We start from the raw sequence: 18020 nt of genomic DNA on the forward strand, positions 1-18020 counted from the left end.
GGGGTGGGTGCGTCCCACCCCCCTCACCACGCCCCGTAGAATTGAACCGACACCCGGCACGACCGCCGGGTGGTGACCCGAGGAGCCACCCTTGGCTGCTGAGCTGCATGTCGAGCTGGTCGCCGCGGACCGCAGTGTCTGGTCCGGCGAGGCCACCCTCGTTGTCGCACGTACCACGTCGGGCGACATCGGCGTCATGCCCGGTCACCAGCCGCTCCTGGGTGTGCTGGAATCGGGCCCCGTGACGATCCGTACGGGTGACGGCCGCACTGTCGTGGCCGCTGTGCACGGCGGATTCATCTCGTTCGCGGACAACAAGCTCTCGCTGCTGGCGGAGATTGCTGAACTCGCGGTCGAGATCGACGTCCAGCGCGCCGAGCGTGCGCTGGAGCGTGCCAAGTCGGACACGGACGGTGCCGCCGAGCGGCGCGCGGACGTGCGACTGCGTGCGGTGGCGGTGCACTAGCGCACCCCACGAAGTGTTTTTTACTCAGCCGCGGCCCGAGCTGGAATCATCCAGACCGTGTCGCGGCTGAGGCGATGCAGGTGCAGTTCGGTTCGGCTCGGTTCGGTATCCGTTACTCGACGTTGCGAGGAGGTCGGTGGAGATGGTCCTCGCTTTGTGGGTCGGCGGTCTGGTCGTCGTACTGGTCGCGGTGGGTCTGTTCGTCTTCGGTCTGCGCAGGCGGCTGATCCAGCGTTCCGGTGGAACCTTCGACTGCAGCCTGCGCTGGGACGTGTCGCAGGAGCCGGACCCGTCCGGCAAGGGCTGGGTGTACGGGGTCGCCCGCTACAGCGGTGACCGCGTCGACTGGTTCCGGGTCTTCTCCTACGCGCCCCGCCCGCGCCGCGGTCTGGAGCGCTCCGCCATCGAGGTGGTCGCCCGCCGGCTGCCCGAGGGCGAGGAGGAGCTGGCACTCCTGTCCGACTCCGTCGTGCTCGGATGCCTCCACCAGGGGATCCGCCTGGAGCTGGCGATGAGCGAGGACGCCCTGACCGGCTTCCTCGCCTGGCTGGAGGCGGCTCCGCCCGGCCAGCGGGTGAACGTGGCCTGAGGGCCCGCAGACGTGCGAAACCGGGGAGACGGGGGGCGTACCCGTCTCCCCGGCGCTTTGTGCGGGGACGTGCCTGCCGCGTGGGGATCCGCGGCCTCTCGTCCGGGTCACGCCGGCCCGGCGTGACCCGGTGCCCGATCCGGGCCGTAAGGCTCTAGTTGAGTCCGCTGTTCATGGCGCTCACGAGCTCACCGTTCGCGGTGTCACCGCTGAACTCCCAGAAGAACGCGCCTCCCAGGCCCTGGTTGTTCGCCCAGGCCATCTTGGACGTGATGGTGGCCGGGGTGTCGTAGCTCCACCAGTTGGTGCCGCAGTGCGCGTACGCGGTGCCGGCGACCGTGCCGGTGGCCGGGCAGCTGTTCTTCAGGACCTTGTAGTCCTCGATGCCCGCCTCGTACGTGCCCTGGGCCGCTCCGGTCGCCGTGCCGCCCGGTGCCGCCTGGGTGACGCCGGTCCAGCCGCGGCCGTAGAAGCCGATGCCGAGCAGCAGCTTCTTCGCCGGGACGCCCTTGGCCTTCAGCTTGGCGATGGCCGCGGCGGAGTTGAAGCCCTCCTTCGGTACGCCGCTGTACGAGGTCAGCGGGGAGTGCGGGGCCGTCGGACCCTTGGCCTCCCAGGCGCCGAAGAAGTCGTAGGTCATCACATTGTACCAGTCGAAGTACGTCGCGGCGCCCGCGTAGTCCGCGGCGTCGATCTTGCCGCCGTCGGTGCCGTCCGCGGTGATCGCGGCCGTGACCAGGTTGTTCGTCCCGAACTTGGTGCGCAGCGCGGAGGAGAGGTTCTTCAGCGCGGCGGGGCCGCTGGTGTCGCAGGTGAGGCCGCAGGCGTTCGGGTACTCCCAGTCGATGTCGATGCCGTCGAACACGTCGGCCCAGCGGGGGTCCTCGACCAGGTCGTAGCAGGACTGGGCGAAGGCGGCCGGGTTCTGCGCCGCGGCACCGAAGCCGCCGGACCAGGTCCAGCCGCCGAAGGACCAGATGACCTTGATGTTCGGGTACTTCGCCTTGAGCTTGCGCAGCTGGTTGAAGTTGCCGCGCAGCGGCTGGTCCCAGGTGTCGGCGACGCCGTCGACCGACTGGTCGGCGGTGTAGGCCTTGTCGTAGTCGGCGTAGGCGTCACCGATGGTGCACTTGCCGCCCTGGACGTTGCCGAACGCGTAGTTGATGTGTGTGATCTTGGCGGCGGAACCGGACGTCACCAGGTTCTTGACGTGGTAGTTGCGCCCGTAGACGCCCCACTCGGTGAAGTAGCCGAGGTTGACCTTGCCACCGGGGCCGGGGCCCGGGTCGGTGGTGCCGGTGGTGCGTACCGCGACCGAGGAGCTGACCGGACCGGTCTGGTCGGCGGTGTCGCGGGCCTGCACCGTGTAGGAGTAGTCGGTGCCCTTGGTGAGACCCGTGTCGGTGTACGTCGTCGTGGTGACGGTCGCGACCTTGGCACCGTCCCGCAGGACGTCGTAGTTCTTGATGCCCTTGTCGTCGGTGGCGGCGCTCCAGGTGAGCTTCGCCGACGTGTCGGTGACGTTGCTCGCGGTGGGGGTGCCGGGCTTGGACGGGGCGTTGTCGCCGGGGACGCTGCCGCCGTCACAGGAGGCGCCGTTCAGCTTGCAGCCGGTGGGGGAGCCGGTACCGGTGCCGTTGAAGCCGAAGCTGACGCTGGCGCCGGGGGCGACCGTACCGTTCCAGCCGAGGTTCTTGGCGGTCCAGTGGGTACCGGAGCTGGTGACGGTGGCGTCCCAGGCGGAGCCGACCGCGGTGCCGGAGGGGAAGTCCCACTCGATGGCCCAGGAGGACAGGGCGGTGGTGCCGGTGTTCTTGACCGTCCACTGCCCCTCGAAGCCGGTGCCCCAGTCGGACTTCTTCACATAGGTGGCGGTCGCCGACGTGGCTGCCTCGGCTGGGGAGGCGAGTCCGACCATCGCGGCGAGCGGCAGAAGCAGCGCGGTGAAGCCCGCGACCGCCTTGGATCTGGTGGCCCCACCGGCTCCGAGTCTCCATCTGAGTCCGGATCGGCGTTGGGGGGTTTCAGTGCTCAACGGTGCTCCTCGGGTGAGGTCCGACAAACGGGGGGTGGTCCGTGGACTGCAAACCCTGCGTCGCCCTGAGCGCGCTTTGTCATGGCGTACTCACCGCAGCGTGCGTGTCCGGTGAGATTAGGAAGGTCTGGACCAATCGTCAAGAGGTCCAGACCAAAGTCCATGACCTGTTTCAGAGACCCAACTCCTGAGCCAGCACCGCCGCTTGGACCCTGCTGCGCAGTTCCAGCTTCCCCAGCAGCCTGCTGACGTGCGTCTTCACCGTGGCCTCCGCCATCGAGAGCCTCACCGCGATCCCGGCGTTCGACAGCCCCTCGGCCAGGCAGCTCAGCACCTCCCGCTCCCGCCGGGTCAGGGCCTCCAGCACCGCCGGATCGGCGGTCCGCGCCGGCGTGGTCCCGGCGAACTCCGCGATCAGCCGGCGCGTCACGGCGGGGGCGATCATGCCCTCGCCGCGCGCCACCGTGCGCACCGCCTCCAGCAGATCGCGCGCTTCGGTGTGCTTCAGCAGGAAGCCCGCCGCACCCGCGCGAAGCGCCCCGAAGACGTACTCGTCCAGATCGAACGTCGTCAGCACCAGCACGTCCGCCAGCCCTTCCGCCACGACCTGCCGTGTCGCCGACACCCCGTCGAGCCGGGGCATCTGCACATCCATCAGCACGACGTCCGGGCGCAGCGCGCGGGCGAGGCGGACGGCGGCCTCGCCGTCCTCCGCCTCGCCCACGACCTCGATGTCCGGTGCGCTGCGCAGGATCAGCACCAGTCCCGCCCGTACGGCCGCCTGGTCCTCGGCGACCAGTACCCGGATCGTCATCTCCTCGAAATCCTCTCCTCCACGGGCAGTTCCGCCCGCACCAGCCAGCTCTCCGTGCCGTCGCCCCCGGAGACGGGCCCCGCGCCGATCGTCCCGCCGAGCAGGGCCACCCGCTCCCGCATCCCCACCAGTCCGGCCCCCGAGCCCGGTGCGCGCGGGCCGGCCCGGTCGCCGAGCACGCTGCTCACCTCGACCGTCAGCAGGTTCCCCGACCGCCCCAGCCGCACCGCCACCGGCCCGGGCGCGGCATGCTTCAGCGCGTTCGTCAGGGACTCCTGGACGATGCGGTACGCCGCCAGCTCCACCGGCGCCGGCAGTGCCGCCGTCTCCTCGCGGCTGTCGGCCAGGGAGACGGTCAGCCCGCTGGCCGCGGAATTCGCGCCCGCCTGTCCGACGAGGGCGTCCAGGGAGGCGAGGGTCGGTGCCGCTCTCGGCGGCCCGCCCGCACCGTTCTCCCGCAGCAGCCCGATCAGCCGCCGCATCTCGGCCAGCCCGTCGACACTGTTCCGCCGGATCACCCCGAGGGCCTCCCGGGAGGTGTCGGGGTCGTCGATGGAGAGCGCGGCGGTGGAGTGGATGGCGATGGCGGAGAGGTGGTTGGCCACCATGTCGTGCAACTCGCGGGCCATCCGCGACCGCTCGGCCGTCACCGCCTGGGCCCGGTCCATCTCGGCCAGCAGCGCGGTCTGGTCGGCGCGCAGCCGGGCCGCCTCGGCCGCGTCGCGATGGTTGCGCACACTGGCACCGGTGAGGGAGGGCCCGAAGAAGACCATGCCGGTGACGATGCCGATCAGCAGGGCGTCCGCCGACGGGATCCAGGCGGCGAAGACGACCGTGGTGGCGGCCGTGAGCAGCAGGGCGATCACCGGGATGCGGCGCGCCGCGGCGGGCCGCCCGTACAGCACGGCGGCGTACACGAGGTCGGTGAACATCAGCAGGGTCGCCAGGCTGCCCACGGTGAACTGGTCGGCCACCAGCGCGAGCGTGCCGACGGCCAGGGCGGTCTGCGGGGCGCTGCGGCGCAGCAGTTCCAGCGCGGACATCACCGCGAGGGGCAGCAGGGACACCCAGGGGCTGTCGAACAGCCGGCCGTTCTGGATGTGGATGCCGACCAGCCAGAGGATCACACCGCCGGCCAGCCCGGCGGCCGAGAGCAGTACGTCGTCGCGATGCGGGCGCGCAAGGGAGAACACCCTTCCATCCAACACGGCGGACGGCCGCGGGACGTCCGTACGGGGAGTGAGGCACGGCTACATCGAAGGATGCAGTCCCGTTTCGTCACTGCCGACGACGATCCGGCGGCCCGTGGACGGGAGCCTGGAAGGGACGGAAGGAAGAATGCCGTGATCGTCACTCTGATCGTGCTCTGCGAGGTCGGCTTCTGGGTCCTGCTGGCCGCCGGACTCGCACTGCGGTACGTCGCGAAGAAGCCGCGGCTGGGCGCTGCCGTACTGCTGTGCGAGCCACTGCTGGAGGTCGTGCTGCTGGTGGTGACGGCCATCGATCTGAAGAACGGCGCCGAGCCGGGCCTGAGGCACGGTCTGGCAGCCGTCTACATCGGTTTCACCGTCGGACTCGGCCACTCCACCGTCAAGTGGGTCGACGCCAGGGTCGCCCACCGCTTCGCCGGCGGGCCGCCGCCGGTGAAGCCCCCGAAGTACGGGATGGCGCGGGCCGCACACGAATGGCGCACCGCGGCCCGGTGGATCGTGGCCGCGCTGACCGCCGCGGCCCTGCTGCAGGCCGCGGTCTGGTACGTCGGCGGGGACGGCGACACCGGCTCGCTGCGGATGTGGCAGCAGAAGATGCTCTGGCTGATCGGCATCAACCTGGTCATCGCCGCCGGCTACACGCTGTTCCCCAAGCAGGAGCCCAAGGACCGGGTCGGGGCGGGCCGGTGAGCCGGCGCCCCGCACCGGCCGGCCCGCCGTCACGCGCCGCCTGGCTCAGCGCTCGCCGCCCGGTACCCACAGCACGTCGCCGACCTCCTTGTTCGCCGTCCGGGCGAGGATGAACAGGAGGTCGGAGAGGCGGTTGAGGTACGTCGCCGTCAGCGCGTTCATCACGTCCCCGTGCACCTCCAGCGCCGCCCAGGTGGACCGCTCCGCCCGCCGCACCACCGTGCAGGCCTGGTGCAGCAGGGCCGCCCCCGGCGTCCCGCCCGGAAGGATGAAGCTGCGGAGCTTCTCCAGCTCCTCCAGGAAGGTGTCGCAGTCCGCCTCCAGCTTGTCGATGTAGGACTGCTCCACCCGCAGCGGCGGGTACTCCGGGTCCTCCACCACCGGCGTGGAGAGGTCCGCACCCACGTCGAACAGGTCGTTCTGCACACGGACGAGGACCTTCACGACGTCCTCGGAGAGGTTCCCGAGCGCGACGGCCGTGCCGATGACGGCGTTGGCCTCGTTGGCGTCGGCGTAGGCCGAGATCCGCAGATCGGTCTTGGCGGTCCGGCTCATGTCGCCGAGGGCGGTCGTGCCCTTGTCGCCGGTACGGGTGTAGATGCGCGTCAGATTGACCATGGGGCCAGCGTAGTTAAGCTCCGGCCCCGCGGAGGACCCGCGTGCCCGTCGCGGCGCACGCGGGTCCTCCGGCTCCGCGCCGGCCGGTCCTCGGGCGGCGCGGAGGTCCGGCCGGCGCTCGGCGTCGCCCGGCGGCGGCGAGGGCCTTCCCGGCGGGACGGCCCCCAACTGCGCGCGGCACGCCGCCGGGTGACGCCCGCGGGTGTGATGTCCGTCATGTGAGACGTGACGCGCATCTCTTCGAGGCCCCAGTGCCCCTCACGGCGACTAATCTCCGCCGGAGAGCATGTGGAAGAACCGACGAGAATGCATAGGGGTGCCAACGTGGCCAGGAAGCTCGCCGTCATCGGCGCCGGACTCATGGGGTCCGGTATCGCGCAGGTCTCCGCCCAGGCGGGCTGGGACGTCGTGCTGCGTGACGTCACCGACGAGGCCCTGACCCGCGGCCGCGACGGCATCAGGGCCAGCTACGACAGGTTCGTCTCCAAGGGCAGGCTGGAGGCGTCCGAGGCCGAGGCCGCGCTCGCCCGCATCACCACGACCACCGACCTCGACGCCGTGGCCGACGCCGACGTCGTCGTCGAGGCGGTGTTCGAGAAGCTCGAGGTCAAGCACGAGATCTTCCGGACGCTCGACAAGGTCGTACGGGAGGACGCCGTCCTCGCCTCCAACACCTCCGCCATCCCGATCACCAAGATCGCGGCGGTGACGGAGCGCCCGGAGCGCGTCGTCGGCGTGCACTTCTTCTCGCCGGTGCCGATGATGCAGCTCTGCGAGCTGGTGCGCGGCTACAAGACCAGCGACGAAACCCTCGCCACCGCACGGGAGTTCGCCGAGTCCGTGGGCAAGACCTGCATCGTCGTCAACCGCGACGTCGCGGGCTTCGTCACCACCCGGCTGATCTCGGCGCTCGTCGTCGAGGCCGCCAAGCTGTACGAGTCGGGCGTCGCCTCGGCCGAGGACATCGACACCGCCTGCAAGCTGGGCTTCGGCCACGCCATGGGCCCCCTCGCCACGGCGGACCTGACCGGCGTCGACATCCTGCTGCACGCCACGGGCAACATCTACACCGAGTCGCAGGACGAGAAGTTCGCCGCTCCCGAGCTGATGCGCCGGATGGTCGACGCAGGTGACATCGGACGCAAGAGCGGGCAGGGCTTCTACACCTACTGATCGCTTCCGTGTCCCCGTGCGCCCGGCCCGCCGTCGGCCGGGTACGCGGGGGCCGGTGGGTCCGACGCCGCCAGGCGCCCCGGACCAGCGGTTCCCGCGGACCTCTATCACTCCTCAGGGTGAATTCGGTATCGGTTCGCCCATAGGCGGCAACTTCTCCGTCGCTGCGGCAGTCAGTGGTTGCAGAGGCAGAAGAGATCCAGACAGACCGTCCGAATTGCTACGGAGCACTTCCGGGGAGCGCATATGCACATCAGGGGCGACCACGCCGAGCTGGTCGTCGGGGGCCGCCTCGATGTCCGAAGCGCGGCGGACGCCCGTACGGTTCTGCACGCGGCCATCGACGACGGCGCCGACGACCTCGTGCTGAACCTGACCGAGCTGGACTCGTGGGACGCCACCGGACTCGGCGTCATCATGGGCGCGCACCGCAGGGCCGGCCGGGCCGGCCGGCGGCTGGTGCTGCGCGGTGTGCCGCCGCAGATGCAGCGCCTGCTGGTGGCCACGCGGCTGCACCGCATTCTGGCCATCGAGGGTGGAATCGCCGCAGACTCGCTGCCGCGCGTATAAGGGCGACCGACCGGCAGTTCACTCACAATCCTCACGAGACCGTGACGTCCGGGGCGGCGCGGCCCCCCGCTGGTTCGTAGATACTGTGCGAAGGTTTAGGGTTCGGCCGTCTGCCGATCACGGACCCACTGGGCGGACACCGGACCGGAAACGACAGCGGGGCGTGCGAGGCCGGGAGGGACAACCGTGCGCTACGCGTCTGGGGGACTTTGACGATGGACCCGACCAACCGGGAACCGGAAGAGTACGACCGTTCCGATGAGGACGCCGGGCGGCGACGCCAGTCCCGCGATCCGCTGACGCCCGAGTACGGGCACCAGGCCCGCACCGTGCAGCTGATATCGGGCGACTTCGTACTCACCGTGAATCCGGTCGACGGCAGCGAGATCGAGCCCTGCCGGCCCGGGGCGCGGCCCGCCGCGCCGGTACGGCACACCGCCGCGGAACGCACCGAGCGTGAGCGCGCCACCGCGCCTCCGGTGCCTCCGGGGCCCCCCGGCCCGCCGCTGCCCCTCCTGGAGCGCCAGGAGGAGCGTGAGCGGCTCGTACGGCTGCTGGCGCGGGGCCGCTCGGTCCGGGTCACGGGCCCCGCGGGCTCGGGCCGCACGGCCCTGCTGAACGCCGTCGGCGACGACTGCGCGGACCTCGCGCCCGACGGCGTCGTACGGCTCTCGGGATACAAGCGGACCACCACGGACCTGCTGTACGGGCTCTTCGAAGCCGTCTACCGGGCTCCGCTGTACCGGCCGGACCGCGAAGGGCTCCTGGCCCTCGTCCACGGCATCGGCGCGGTCGTCGTCCTCGACGACCTGGAGATCGGCGGCACCGCGCTCCAGGAGCTGCTCGACGCGACGCCCGAGTGCGCCTTCCTGTTCGGGACCACCCCCGACGTGGCCGCTCCCACCGCCGACTCCGGCATCGAGGAGGTCTTCCTCGCCGGTCTCGGCCGCAGCTCCTCGATCGAACTGCTGGAACGCGTCGTGGAGCGCACGCTCACCGACGAGGAGGCGAACTGGGCGGGCGACCTCTGGTTCGAGTCCGAAGGGCTCCCGCTGCGCTTCGTCCAGGCCGGCGCCCTGCTGCGCCAGCGCGACCAGCTGCGCACCGACCCGGAGGCCTTCGACGGCTACGACGACGAGGCGGCCGACGCGCCCTTCGGCAAGCCCGGGCCGGCCGACGTGCCCCTGCCCAGCCTCGGCGAGGGAGCGGCGCCCGCGGCGCTGCTCGCCTCCCGGGTGAGCGAAGCCGCCCGTGACACCCTGCGCTTCGCCGTCGCGCTCGGCGGCGAGCTGCCGCACCAGGCGCACCTGCCGGCGCTCGTGGGGGACACCCATGCCGATGCCGCACTGGGTGAGCTGTTCCTGTGCGGCCTGCTCTCCCCGGCGGGCCCCCGCTACCGGCTCGCCGCAGGTGTCCTGGCCCAGCTCGAGGCGAGCGGATACGGGGCGGACGCGGCGGCGCACGCCCTCACCGCCGCCCAGCACTACGCCTGGTGGTCCGGGCACCCGTCGGTCACCCCCGAGCGGGCGGTCGCCGAGGCGGACGCCGTCCTCGCCTCGATGACGCTCCTCGTGCCGGGCGACCAGGCCGGCCGGACCAGCGCCGCCGTCCTGCTGGCACGCAGCGCCGCTCCCGCCTTCGCGGCGGGGCTCCAGTGGGGCGCCTGGGAGAAGGTCCTCAGGACCGGCCAGGAGGCTGCCAGGATCGCCGGCGAGGTGGCGGAAGAGGCCTACTTCCACCACGAGTTGGGCGTCCTCGCTCTGTGCGCCGGAAATCTGGACCGGGCCAGGGCCGAGCTGGAGACCTCCATCGGCATGCGCGGCGCGCTCGCCGACAAGGCCGGCGCGGTGGCCGGACGCCGGGCACTCGCCCTGGTCGCGGACCGCTCGGGCGGACCGGTGCCGGGCGGCCGCGCCCCGTCCGGCGAGCTCGTCCCGATGGCCCGCCACGAGGAACCGGCCCCGCCGCCCGGAGGCGTACCGGCGGCCATGCCGCTGTTCCCCCGGCAGACCGAGGAGCAGCCCACCCTGGTCTCCCGCCAGGGAGTGCCCGCCGCGAGGGCCGCCCACGTCCTCGGCGGTCGCGCGGCCGTGTTCCGGGGGGCCAGGCGCAACATGGTCGCCGTGGGCGCGGGCGCGCTGCTGGCCGCCGTACTCGGCACGGTGGTCACGCTCGGCGCGACCTCCGGCAGCGAGGACCCCGAGGGCCGCAACGTCACGACGGAGCAGTCGGCGGACGAGGACGACAGCGAGAGCGGCCTCTCCGCGGACGAGCCGACCGACGACGCCTCCGGTGGCGGCGAGCCCGGCGGGCCCCCGGCCCCGGGCACCTCGGGCCGGGCCACCCCGTCGGGCAGCGAGACCCCCTCCCCGGGTACGTCGGGCCCCGATGCGAGCCCGACGTCGGGTGCCCCGTCGAGCGGCAGCCCCAGCAGCCGGCCGACCTCCGGGGACCCGTCGTCGACGGGCAAGCCGACGAAGCCGACTCCCACGCGCCCGACGCCCACGGAGACCACGACGGAGCCGTCGCCCACGGAGACCACGACGGAGCCGTCGCCGTCGGAGACCACGACGGAGCCGGAGACCTCCAACTCGGCGAGCGGCCCGGCCGAGTCGGCGACCGCCTCGGCGACCACCACGGGATCCGGCCCGGAGAGCTCGGACGGCCCACCGGTGGCCTGAACGCGGAAACCCCTCGACGGCCCGGATCCGGGCCGTCGAGGGGTTTCGCATGTCCGCGGCGGGCCGGGGGAGCCGGCCGGTCCGCCGCCGCGGGTCAGAACAGCCGCAGCTTGTCGTCCTCGATGCCCCGCATCGCGTTGTAGTCCAGGACCAGACACCCGATCCCGCGGTCCGTCGCCAGCACACGGGCCTGCGGCTTGATCTCCTGAGCGGCGAACACACCCCTGACCGGCGCCAGATGCGGATCCCGGTTGAGCAGTTCCAGGTAGCGGGTCAGCTGCTCCACACCGTCGATGTCACCGCGCCGCTTCAGCTCCACGGCCACCGTCCTCCCGTCCGCGTCCCGGCACAGGATGTCCACCGGGCCGATCGCGGTGGGGTACTCGCGGCGGATCAGGGTGTACCCCTCGCCGATCGTCTCGATCCGGTCGGCGAGCAGTTCCTGGAGGTGCGCCTCCACACCGTCCTTGATCAGCCCCGGGTCGACGCCCAGCTCGTGGGACGAGTCGTGGAGGACCTCCTCCATCGTGATGATCAGTTTCTCGCCCGCTTTGTTCACCACGGTCCAGACGCCTTCGCTGTCGTCGGCGCCCTCCTTCAGGGTGCACGGCGGCGACATCCAGTTGAGGGGTTTGTACGCCCGGTCGTCGGCGTGGATCGAGACGCTGCCGTCCGCCTTCACCAGGATCAGACGGGGGGCTGAGGGCAGGTGGGCGGTGAGCCGGCCCGCGTAGTCGACGGAGCAACGGGCGATGACGAGACGCATGGTCGGCAACGCTACTCGACGACCCGCCCCCCACGCGATTCCCGGACCGGGTGCCCCGGGCCCCTTGACGGACACCATGCTGGCTTGCCCCTCTTTGCGACCGTTCGTTATTGGCCGGTTGTGTTCCCAATCTCCTGGTGCGGCCCGGACTGCGCCCTTACCGTGGAAGCAGGAGGTCGCCGTCTGTGTACACAGCGTCGCCGTCCTCCTTCCCTGCCCGTAAGGCCCCGGCCACCTGCCGGGGTCGCGAGAGGAGAACCCATGTCGCTCGACGTCTCACCGGCCCTGTTGGAACAGGCCGAGCGAGGCGAGGTCGACGAAGCCGACTTCGTCGACTGCGTCCGGACCTCCCTGCCCTTCGCATGGGAGATGATCAGCTCTCTGGTGGCACAGCTGAAGGTCGACGGCGGAGAGTTCGCCGACAACCAGACGCCGCCGCCGGACGAGCAGGCACGTGGTCAGCTGCTGCGTGCGCTCGCGAGTGATGCGATACGCGGCGCGCTGCAGCGGCACTTCGGAGTGCGTCTCGCATTCCAGAACTGCCACCGCGTCGCGGTGTTCCCGCTGGACGCCTCGGTCGACGAGCGCTTGGCCCGATTCACCTCGGTGAGAGGCCAGTTGCTCAACCAGTCGCCCGAACTCCGGGACTGCTGAGCGCTTCTGCTGCCGCTTCGGGCCGCGGGAGGTGCAACTGGCTCCGGGGCGGCAGCTCCCGTACCACCGCACCACCAGGACTTCCTGTATGCACGGGTCATTTCAGCAACGGCAGCACGTCCGTGCCCAGCCGCTGCACGTTCTCCTCCGTAGCCGCGAGATCGCCCGAACCCTCCACCAGGAGGGCGAAGCGGGTGATGCCCGTGCGCTCCGCCGTGGCGGCGAGCCGGTCGGCCGCGAGGCGGGGCGGGCCCACCGGATGCAGGCCGCAGAGGAACTCCGTGTACGCGACGGGGTCGCGCATCACCCGGTGCCTGCCGTCGACCGTCACATGGGCGCCGAGCCCCTGCCGAAGCCACCCCGGCATCGCCTTCACGAGCGTCTCCACCGCGTCCGCCGGCCGGTGCGAGATCTGGGCCACCCCCGCGGACACATGTTCGTTTCGTTCCACGACGTCCGCCGGCCGGCCCGCCTCCCGGGCGGCCGTTCGCCACAGAGCGACCATGTCGGCCTTCTCCTCGTCGCCGCAGTGCATCCCGAGAAGCATCGGCAAACCCTTCTCGGCGGCGAGTTTCACGCTTTTCGGGGAGGTGCACGCAACGATCACCTCGGGACCCGGGGGGCCGTCGCCGAGCAGCTCGTCCGCCCGGGGCACCACCGCCACCTCGCGGAACCCGTAGCGCTCCCCGCGGCCCGTCACCCGGGGCTTGCCCAGCCAGTCGAGCAGCAGCCCCAGCGACTCGGGGAAGCTGTTCTCGTATGCCGCGAGACCTCCTCCGAACACCTCCAGATCCACCCATGGACCACCGCGCCCCACGCCCAGGGAGAACCGGCCTCCGCTGGTCAGGTGCAGCAGGGCCGCCTGCTCGCCGAGCGCGACGGGATGCTGGGTGGGCAGCACGCTGACCGCCGTGCCGACGCGGATCCTGCGGGTGCGGCCGAGCAGCAGCGCGGCCAGCGTCACGGCCGAGGGGCACACCCCGTACGGCACGAAATGATGTTCTGCCAGCCAGACCGAATCGAGCCCGGACTCCTCCGCGACCTCGGCGGACCGGACGGCCCGGTGGAGGGCCTCACCCTGCCCCTGACCGGGAAACTGCGCTGCCAGTACGAACGTTCCTACGCGCATCGCCTTCTACCTCCTTGCGGCCGACGCGGCTCTCCCCCTACCGGCAACAACGTCTGACACGTGCCAAAGGCACGGTCCACCGCGAAGTTGTTGCGATTTTCCGGTAACCCACCCGTCCCGCGGGCGCTCACCCGTCACCGTGCGACGCCTGCCCGCTGCCGATGGCTCTAGGCTGGACGGAAACTGCCCGTACCCCCGTGAGGTGTCACGTGTCCCCGCGCCGCAACCGCCCCCGAGCCGGCGAGAGCCCTGCCGGCAACGCACGAGAGGCTGCGGAGCGCTACGGCGGGGGCGGTGCCACGGAGGGCTGGCAGGGCGAGGAGTGGTCGGTGCGCCCCGTGAGCGGCGCCCATGCGGCGGGCAAGCGCTACCGCTGCCCCGGCTGCGACCAGGAGATCGCGTCCGGCGTCCCGCACCTGGTCGCCTGGCCGGAATACGGCGGGGTCGACGACCGCAGGCACTGGCACAAGGCCTGCTGGAACGCGAAGGACCGCCGCACCACACGGGTGCAGCGGTCCAGGAACGCACCGCGCTACTGAGTCAGACGTCGCGTCGGTCCAGCGAGACGAAGGCACCGGCCATCGCCACGGCGGTCACGCCGAGAATGACCCACAGCGGCTCCCAGCCGGACGGCCCCGACGTGGTCATCGACGCGTCGTACAGCGCGCCGAGCTGGTTGGGGATCGAGTACTCGAAGAGCGCCTGCTGCACGCGGGCCAACGACTGCGAGAACATGAACATCGCCAGCACGAGCGGCAGCAGCACCACCGCGATCATGATCGTGATCGCTCCCGCCGAGTGCCGGATGAGTGCACCGAGCGCGAGCGAGAGCAGCCCGAGCATGGCGACGTAGAGACCCACGCCCACCGTGGAGCGCAGCCAGTCGTCGGCGGACGGTGTCCCGCCGTCCAGCATGGCCGTCTGCAGGACGCCGACGACTCCGGTGGTCACCGTGGTGATGGTGAAGGAGAGCAGGAAGAAGACGACCGACTTCGCGATCAGCATCCGCGCCCTGCTGGGGCAGGCGGTCAGGGTCGTACGGATCATGCCGGTGCCGTACTCGGACGCGATGGTCAGCACGCCCAGGGTGATCACACAGATCGAGCCGAGCAGCACACCGAAGAAACCGAGGCTGAGCACCGGGGTGCCGTCCATCTCGGCGTCCGACTTGCTCACGGCGAACGCGGCGAGCAGGCCGACGCCGAGCAGCAGCACGACCATCACGCCCAGGGTCCACATCGTGGAACGCACCGAGCGGATCTTCGTCCATTCGGAGGCGATCGCGTCACCGAGGCCGGGGGTGCGCACCGGGATGGGGGAGGCGTACAGGCCGGGGCCCCCGCCCTCCCAGCTCTGCGGAGGGTGCTGGTGGGGCGCCCGGGGGGCCTGCGGGAGAGGCGGCGGAGTGGCCGGCGTCGTCATCGGGGGTCCTCGCTGGTCTGGCGCGCGGTCGGGTCTGCGGGGACGGCCGCGGGGGCCGCCGGTGCAGGGGCTGCGGGGGGCACCGGCGCCGGTGCGGCGGGCGCGGGGGCCACCGGTGCGGCGGCGTACGGGTTCTGTCCGGGCGGCGGCGGGGCGTACCAGCCCTGCTGCGGCACCTCGGCGGGAAGCCGGGGCTGCTGCGCAGGATCCCCGTAGCCCGGATGGGGTCCGTAACCGGGCGGAGGCGGCTGGAGCCCCGCCTTGGCGTCCGCCGTCGAGCGGTAGTCCACGGCGCCCTGCGTCATCCGCATGTACGCCTCCTCCAGCGACGCCTGGTGCGGCGAGAGCTCCCACAGCCGGACGTCCGACGCATGGGCCAGATCGCTGATCCGGGGGAGCGGCAGCCCGGTGACGCGCAGGGCGCCGTCCGGCTCCGGCATGACCCCGCCGCCCGCCTCCGTCAGCGAGGCCGTCAGCTTCTCCCGCTGCTCCGGCCGGTCGGCGGGGATGCGCACCCGGGCGAAGTCCGCGGAGTTGGCGGAGATGAAGTCCTTGATGCTCATGTCGGACAGCAGCTGCCCGCGCCCGATCACGATCAGGTGGTCGGCGGTGAGCGCCATCTCGCTCATCAGGTGGCTGGAGACGAAGACCGTGCGGCCCTCGGACGCCAGCTGCTTCATCAGATTGCGGACCCAGAGGATGCCCTCGGGGTCGAGCCCGTTGACCGGCTCGTCGAAGAGCAGCACCTGCGGGTCGCCGAGCAGTGCCGCGGCGATGCCGAGCCGCTGCCCCATGCCGAGCGAGAAGCCGTTGGAGCGCTTCTTCGCGACGTCCTGGAGGCCGACGACCCCGAGCACCTCGTCCACCCGGGCCGCCGGGATGCCCGCCAGCTGCGCCAGGCACAGCAGGTGGTTGCGGGCGCTGCGCCCGCCGTGCACCGCCTTGGCGTCCAGCAGCGCGCCCACCTGGCGCGGCGCGTTCGGAAGACTGCGGAAGGCGTGCCCGCCGATCGTCACATGCCCCGCGGTCGGCCGGTCGAGGCCGAGCATCATGCGCATGGTGGTGGACTTGCCCGACCCGTTGGGGCCGAGGAACCCCGTGACGGCCCCCGGCCGCACCTGGAAGGAAAGGTTGTACACGGCCGTTTTCGCGCCGTAGCGCTTCGTCAGGCCGACTGCCTCGATCATTCTCCAGAGCCCCATCGACTTGTCTGCCGTCGGGGCCCAGGCCACCCGGCCGCACGCCCCCGTAAGAGTTAGGAGGATAACCAGCCCGTGACGGTTCCGGCCAAGCCGTCGCGGTGAGCGCCCGTACCTGCCGCACGGCCGCGGGTACCGCTCCCCGGGGTCAGGCGTCCCGTTCCTTCAGGACGAGGTAGCCGCCGATCAGCGCCGCCACCACCCACAGGGCCATGATGCCGAGCCCGGACCACGGCCCGTACGGTGCCGGATCGCTGTTCATGGCGTCCGGGACCACCTGCATGATCTTGGATCCGGCCTGGTCCGGGAAGTAGCGGGCGACGCTCTTGGCACCCGGGACCGCCGAGAGGATCTGCGAGACCAGGAAGAAGAACGGCATCAGGATGCCGAGCGACAGCATGGAGCTGCGCAGCATCGTGGCCACGCCCATGGAGAAGACCGCGATCAGGCCCATGTAGACGCCGCCGCCGAAGACCGCGCGCAGCACGTTGTCCGCACCGATGTCCGTGCTGTGGTCGCCCAGCAGGGCCTGGCTGAGGAAGAAGGTCACGAAGCTGGTGGCGAGGCCGACCAGGAGGGCCAGGGCGCCCGCCACCGCGATCTTGCTGAAGAGGAACGAACCGCGTTGGGGCACGGCCGCGAGCGAGGTGCGGATCATGCCGGAGCTGTACTCGGTACCGACCACCAGGACGCCGAACACCACCATGGCCAGCTGACCCAGGATCATCCCGGAGAATCCGACGTACGTGGGGTCGAAGGTGGCCCTCTCCGCGTCCGAGAGGTCGTCGAACTGGGCGTTCAGCAGGGCGCTGAGCGCCGCACCCATCGCGACGGTGACGACGAAGGCGGCGACCAGGGTCCAGGTGGTGGAGGAGACCGTACGGATCTTGGTCCATTCGGAGTTCAGGACCGCGGGCACCGATGCCATCGCCGTCACACCCCCTTCGGGTCGTCGCCGGGCGCCGTGCCGGCCTGCTGGTTCCACTGGTCGCCCCAGTGGGGGCCCACCGGCGGCGGCTGCCGTCCGTCGCTGTCGGAGTGCGCGTGGTACTCCACGGAGCCCGCCGTCATCTGCATGAAGGCCTCCTCCAGGGAGGCCCGCTGGGAACTGAGCTCGTGCAGCACGATCCCGTGCCCCGCCGCGAACTCGCCCAGCTGCTCCGTGGCGGCCGCGTCGATCTCCAGGGTGCCGTTGCCCGCCTCGACCGCCACGATGCCCGCGGAATGCAGCGCGTCGCGCAGCCGCTCCTGTTCCGGGGAGCGCATCCGCACATAACTGCGGGAGTTCTCCTGGATGAAATCCGCCATCGAGGTGTCGGCGAGCAGTCTTCCCTGCCCGATCACAATCAAATGATCGGCGGTCAGGGCCATTTCACTCATCAGATGCGAGGAAACGAAGATCGTCCGCCCGTCGGAGGCGAGTGCCTTCATCAGATTGCGGATCCAGTGGATTCCCTCGGGGTCCAGACCATTGACGGGTTCGTCGAACATCAGGATCTCGGGATCACCGAGCAGCGCGGCCGCGATTCCCAGCCGCTGGCCCATACCGAGGGAGAACCCCTTGGACTTCTTCCCGGCGACCGCGCTCAGCCCGACGGTGTCGAGTACGTGCGAGACCCGGCTCGCCGGAATGCGGTTGCTCTGCGCGAGGCAGAGGAGGTTGTTGTACGCGCTGCGCCCGCCGTGCATCGACTTCGCGTCCAGCAGGGCCCCGATGTGCTTGAGCGGCTCCTGCAGCTCCCGGTAGTGCTTGCCGTCGATGCGCACCGATCCGCCGGTCGGATTGTCGAGGTCGAGCATCATGCGCATGGTGGTGGACTTGCCCGCCCCGTTCGGGCCCAGGAAACCCGTCACCATGCCCGGTCTGATCCGGCATGACAGATGGTCGACGGCAACCTTGTTGCCGAAGCGTTTGGTGAGACCGTCGAGCTCGATCATGCGTTCACGCTAGAACGGCCGCGCGCCCGGCGCCACCACAGGGGCGGAACCGGGCGCGCAACGGG

Annotated in this window: 18 protein-coding genes; 8 read left to right on the top strand and 10 right to left on the bottom strand. The window is 71.1% G+C overall.

Features of this window, described 5'->3' with window-relative positions; genetic code table 11:
* Positions 1-91 precede the first annotated feature (91 nt).
* Both OG927_RS22720 and OG927_RS22725 read left to right on the top strand, forming a co-directional pair.
* Positions 92-466 carry a F0F1 ATP synthase subunit epsilon gene (locus tag OG927_RS22720; protein WP_056794360.1) on the top strand — a complete coding sequence of 125 codons (375 nt, stop codon included), beginning with the start codon at positions 92-94 and terminating at the stop codon, positions 464-466.
* A 142-nt stretch (positions 467-608) separates the two neighbouring features.
* The gene (locus tag OG927_RS22725; protein ID WP_056794362.1) at positions 609-1055 is read left to right on the top strand and encodes a DUF2550 domain-containing protein; all 447 of its coding nucleotides are present in this window, start codon (positions 609-611) and stop codon (positions 1053-1055) included.
* 154 nt (positions 1056-1209) lie between these two features.
* On the opposite strand, the gene OG927_RS22730 is transcribed toward OG927_RS22725, so the two are convergent.
* From OG927_RS22730 to OG927_RS22740, 3 genes are all read right to left on the bottom strand, one after another.
* On the bottom strand, positions 1210-3090 hold the full coding sequence (locus tag OG927_RS22730) for a glycoside hydrolase family 18 chitinase (RefSeq protein ID WP_056794365.1): 1881 nt from the start codon (positions 3088-3090) through the stop codon (positions 1210-1212).
* A 172-nt stretch (positions 3091-3262) separates the two neighbouring features.
* Complete coding sequence (locus tag OG927_RS22735) at positions 3263-3904, bottom strand: response regulator (RefSeq protein WP_056794366.1); 642 nt, start codon at positions 3902-3904, stop codon at positions 3263-3265.
* Positions 3901-5097, bottom strand: coding sequence for a sensor histidine kinase (locus OG927_RS22740; RefSeq protein ID WP_056794369.1), 1197 nt, complete (start codon positions 5095-5097; stop codon positions 3901-3903). The genes OG927_RS22735 and OG927_RS22740 overlap by 4 nt, the downstream gene beginning before the upstream one ends.
* A 150-nt stretch (positions 5098-5247) precedes the next feature.
* Here OG927_RS22740 and OG927_RS22745 point away from each other — a divergent pair, with 150 nt between their 5' ends.
* A complete protein-coding gene (locus tag OG927_RS22745) occupies positions 5248-5805 on the top strand; it encodes a hypothetical protein (RefSeq protein WP_056794371.1) in 558 nt (185 codons plus the stop codon).
* A 45-nt stretch (positions 5806-5850) separates the two neighbouring features.
* Here OG927_RS22745 and OG927_RS22750 read toward each other — a convergent pair whose 3' ends face one another.
* Complete coding sequence (locus OG927_RS22750) at positions 5851-6423, bottom strand: cob(I)yrinic acid a,c-diamide adenosyltransferase (RefSeq protein ID WP_319100321.1); 573 nt, start codon at positions 6421-6423, stop codon at positions 5851-5853.
* Positions 6424-6747: 324 nt separating this feature from the next.
* Here OG927_RS22750 and OG927_RS22755 point away from each other — a divergent pair, with 324 nt between their 5' ends.
* From OG927_RS22755 to OG927_RS22765, 3 genes are all read left to right on the top strand, one after another.
* Complete coding sequence (locus tag OG927_RS22755; RefSeq protein WP_056794374.1) at positions 6748-7596, top strand: 3-hydroxyacyl-CoA dehydrogenase family protein; 849 nt, start codon at positions 6748-6750, stop codon at positions 7594-7596.
* 246 nt (positions 7597-7842) lie between these two features.
* Positions 7843-8166 carry an STAS domain-containing protein gene (locus OG927_RS22760; protein ID WP_056794376.1) on the top strand — a complete coding sequence of 108 codons (324 nt, stop codon included), beginning with the start codon at positions 7843-7845 and terminating at the stop codon, positions 8164-8166.
* Between the two features lie 215 nt (positions 8167-8381).
* Positions 8382-10847, top strand: coding sequence for an ATP-binding protein (locus OG927_RS22765; RefSeq protein WP_319100318.1), 2466 nt, complete (start codon positions 8382-8384; stop codon positions 10845-10847).
* 94 nt (positions 10848-10941) lie between these two features.
* Here the strand turns inward: OG927_RS22765 and nucS are convergent, their stop codons facing one another.
* Positions 10942-11613, bottom strand: coding sequence for an endonuclease NucS (nucS, locus tag OG927_RS22770; RefSeq protein WP_056794382.1), 672 nt, complete (start codon positions 11611-11613; stop codon positions 10942-10944).
* A 261-nt stretch (positions 11614-11874) separates the two neighbouring features.
* Between nucS and OG927_RS22775 the strand changes: the two genes are divergently transcribed.
* Positions 11875-12267 carry an SCO5389 family protein gene (locus tag OG927_RS22775; RefSeq protein WP_030916014.1) on the top strand — a complete coding sequence of 131 codons (393 nt, stop codon included), beginning with the start codon at positions 11875-11877 and terminating at the stop codon, positions 12265-12267.
* 97 nt (positions 12268-12364) lie between these two features.
* Here the strand turns inward: OG927_RS22775 and OG927_RS22780 are convergent, their stop codons facing one another.
* Positions 12365-13396 carry an LLM class flavin-dependent oxidoreductase gene (locus tag OG927_RS22780; protein WP_330320694.1) on the bottom strand — a complete coding sequence of 344 codons (1032 nt, stop codon included), beginning with the start codon at positions 13394-13396 and terminating at the stop codon, positions 12365-12367.
* A 209-nt stretch (positions 13397-13605) separates the two neighbouring features.
* On the opposite strand from OG927_RS22780, the gene OG927_RS22785 reads away from it, so the two are divergent.
* Positions 13606-13935 carry a hypothetical protein gene (locus OG927_RS22785; RefSeq protein WP_056794388.1) on the top strand — a complete coding sequence of 110 codons (330 nt, stop codon included), beginning with the start codon at positions 13606-13608 and terminating at the stop codon, positions 13933-13935.
* Between the two features lies 1 nt (position 13936).
* Here OG927_RS22785 and OG927_RS22790 read toward each other — a convergent pair whose 3' ends face one another.
* From OG927_RS22790 to OG927_RS22805, 4 genes are all read right to left on the bottom strand, one after another.
* Entirely contained in the window at positions 13937-14818 is an 882-nt protein-coding gene (locus OG927_RS22790; protein ID WP_056794391.1) for an ABC transporter permease subunit, read from the bottom strand.
* A complete protein-coding gene (locus tag OG927_RS22795) occupies positions 14815-16005 on the bottom strand; it encodes an ABC transporter ATP-binding protein (RefSeq protein ID WP_209469714.1) in 1191 nt (396 codons plus the stop codon). The genes OG927_RS22790 and OG927_RS22795 overlap by 4 nt, the downstream gene beginning before the upstream one ends.
* Positions 16006-16165: 160 nt before the next feature.
* A complete protein-coding gene (locus OG927_RS22800; RefSeq protein WP_056794831.1) occupies positions 16166-16945 on the bottom strand; it encodes an ABC transporter permease subunit in 780 nt (259 codons plus the stop codon).
* Positions 16946-16950: 5 nt separating this feature from the next.
* Positions 16951-17955, bottom strand: a complete 1005-nt coding sequence (locus tag OG927_RS22805; protein ID WP_330320695.1) for an ATP-binding cassette domain-containing protein — start codon at positions 17953-17955, stop codon at positions 16951-16953.
* Positions 17956-18020 lie beyond the last annotated feature (65 nt).

Origin of the sequence: Streptomyces clavifer (genome assembly GCF_036345975.1) — a bacterium.
Taxonomy (GTDB): domain Bacteria; phylum Actinomycetota; class Actinomycetes; order Streptomycetales; family Streptomycetaceae; genus Streptomyces; species Streptomyces clavifer.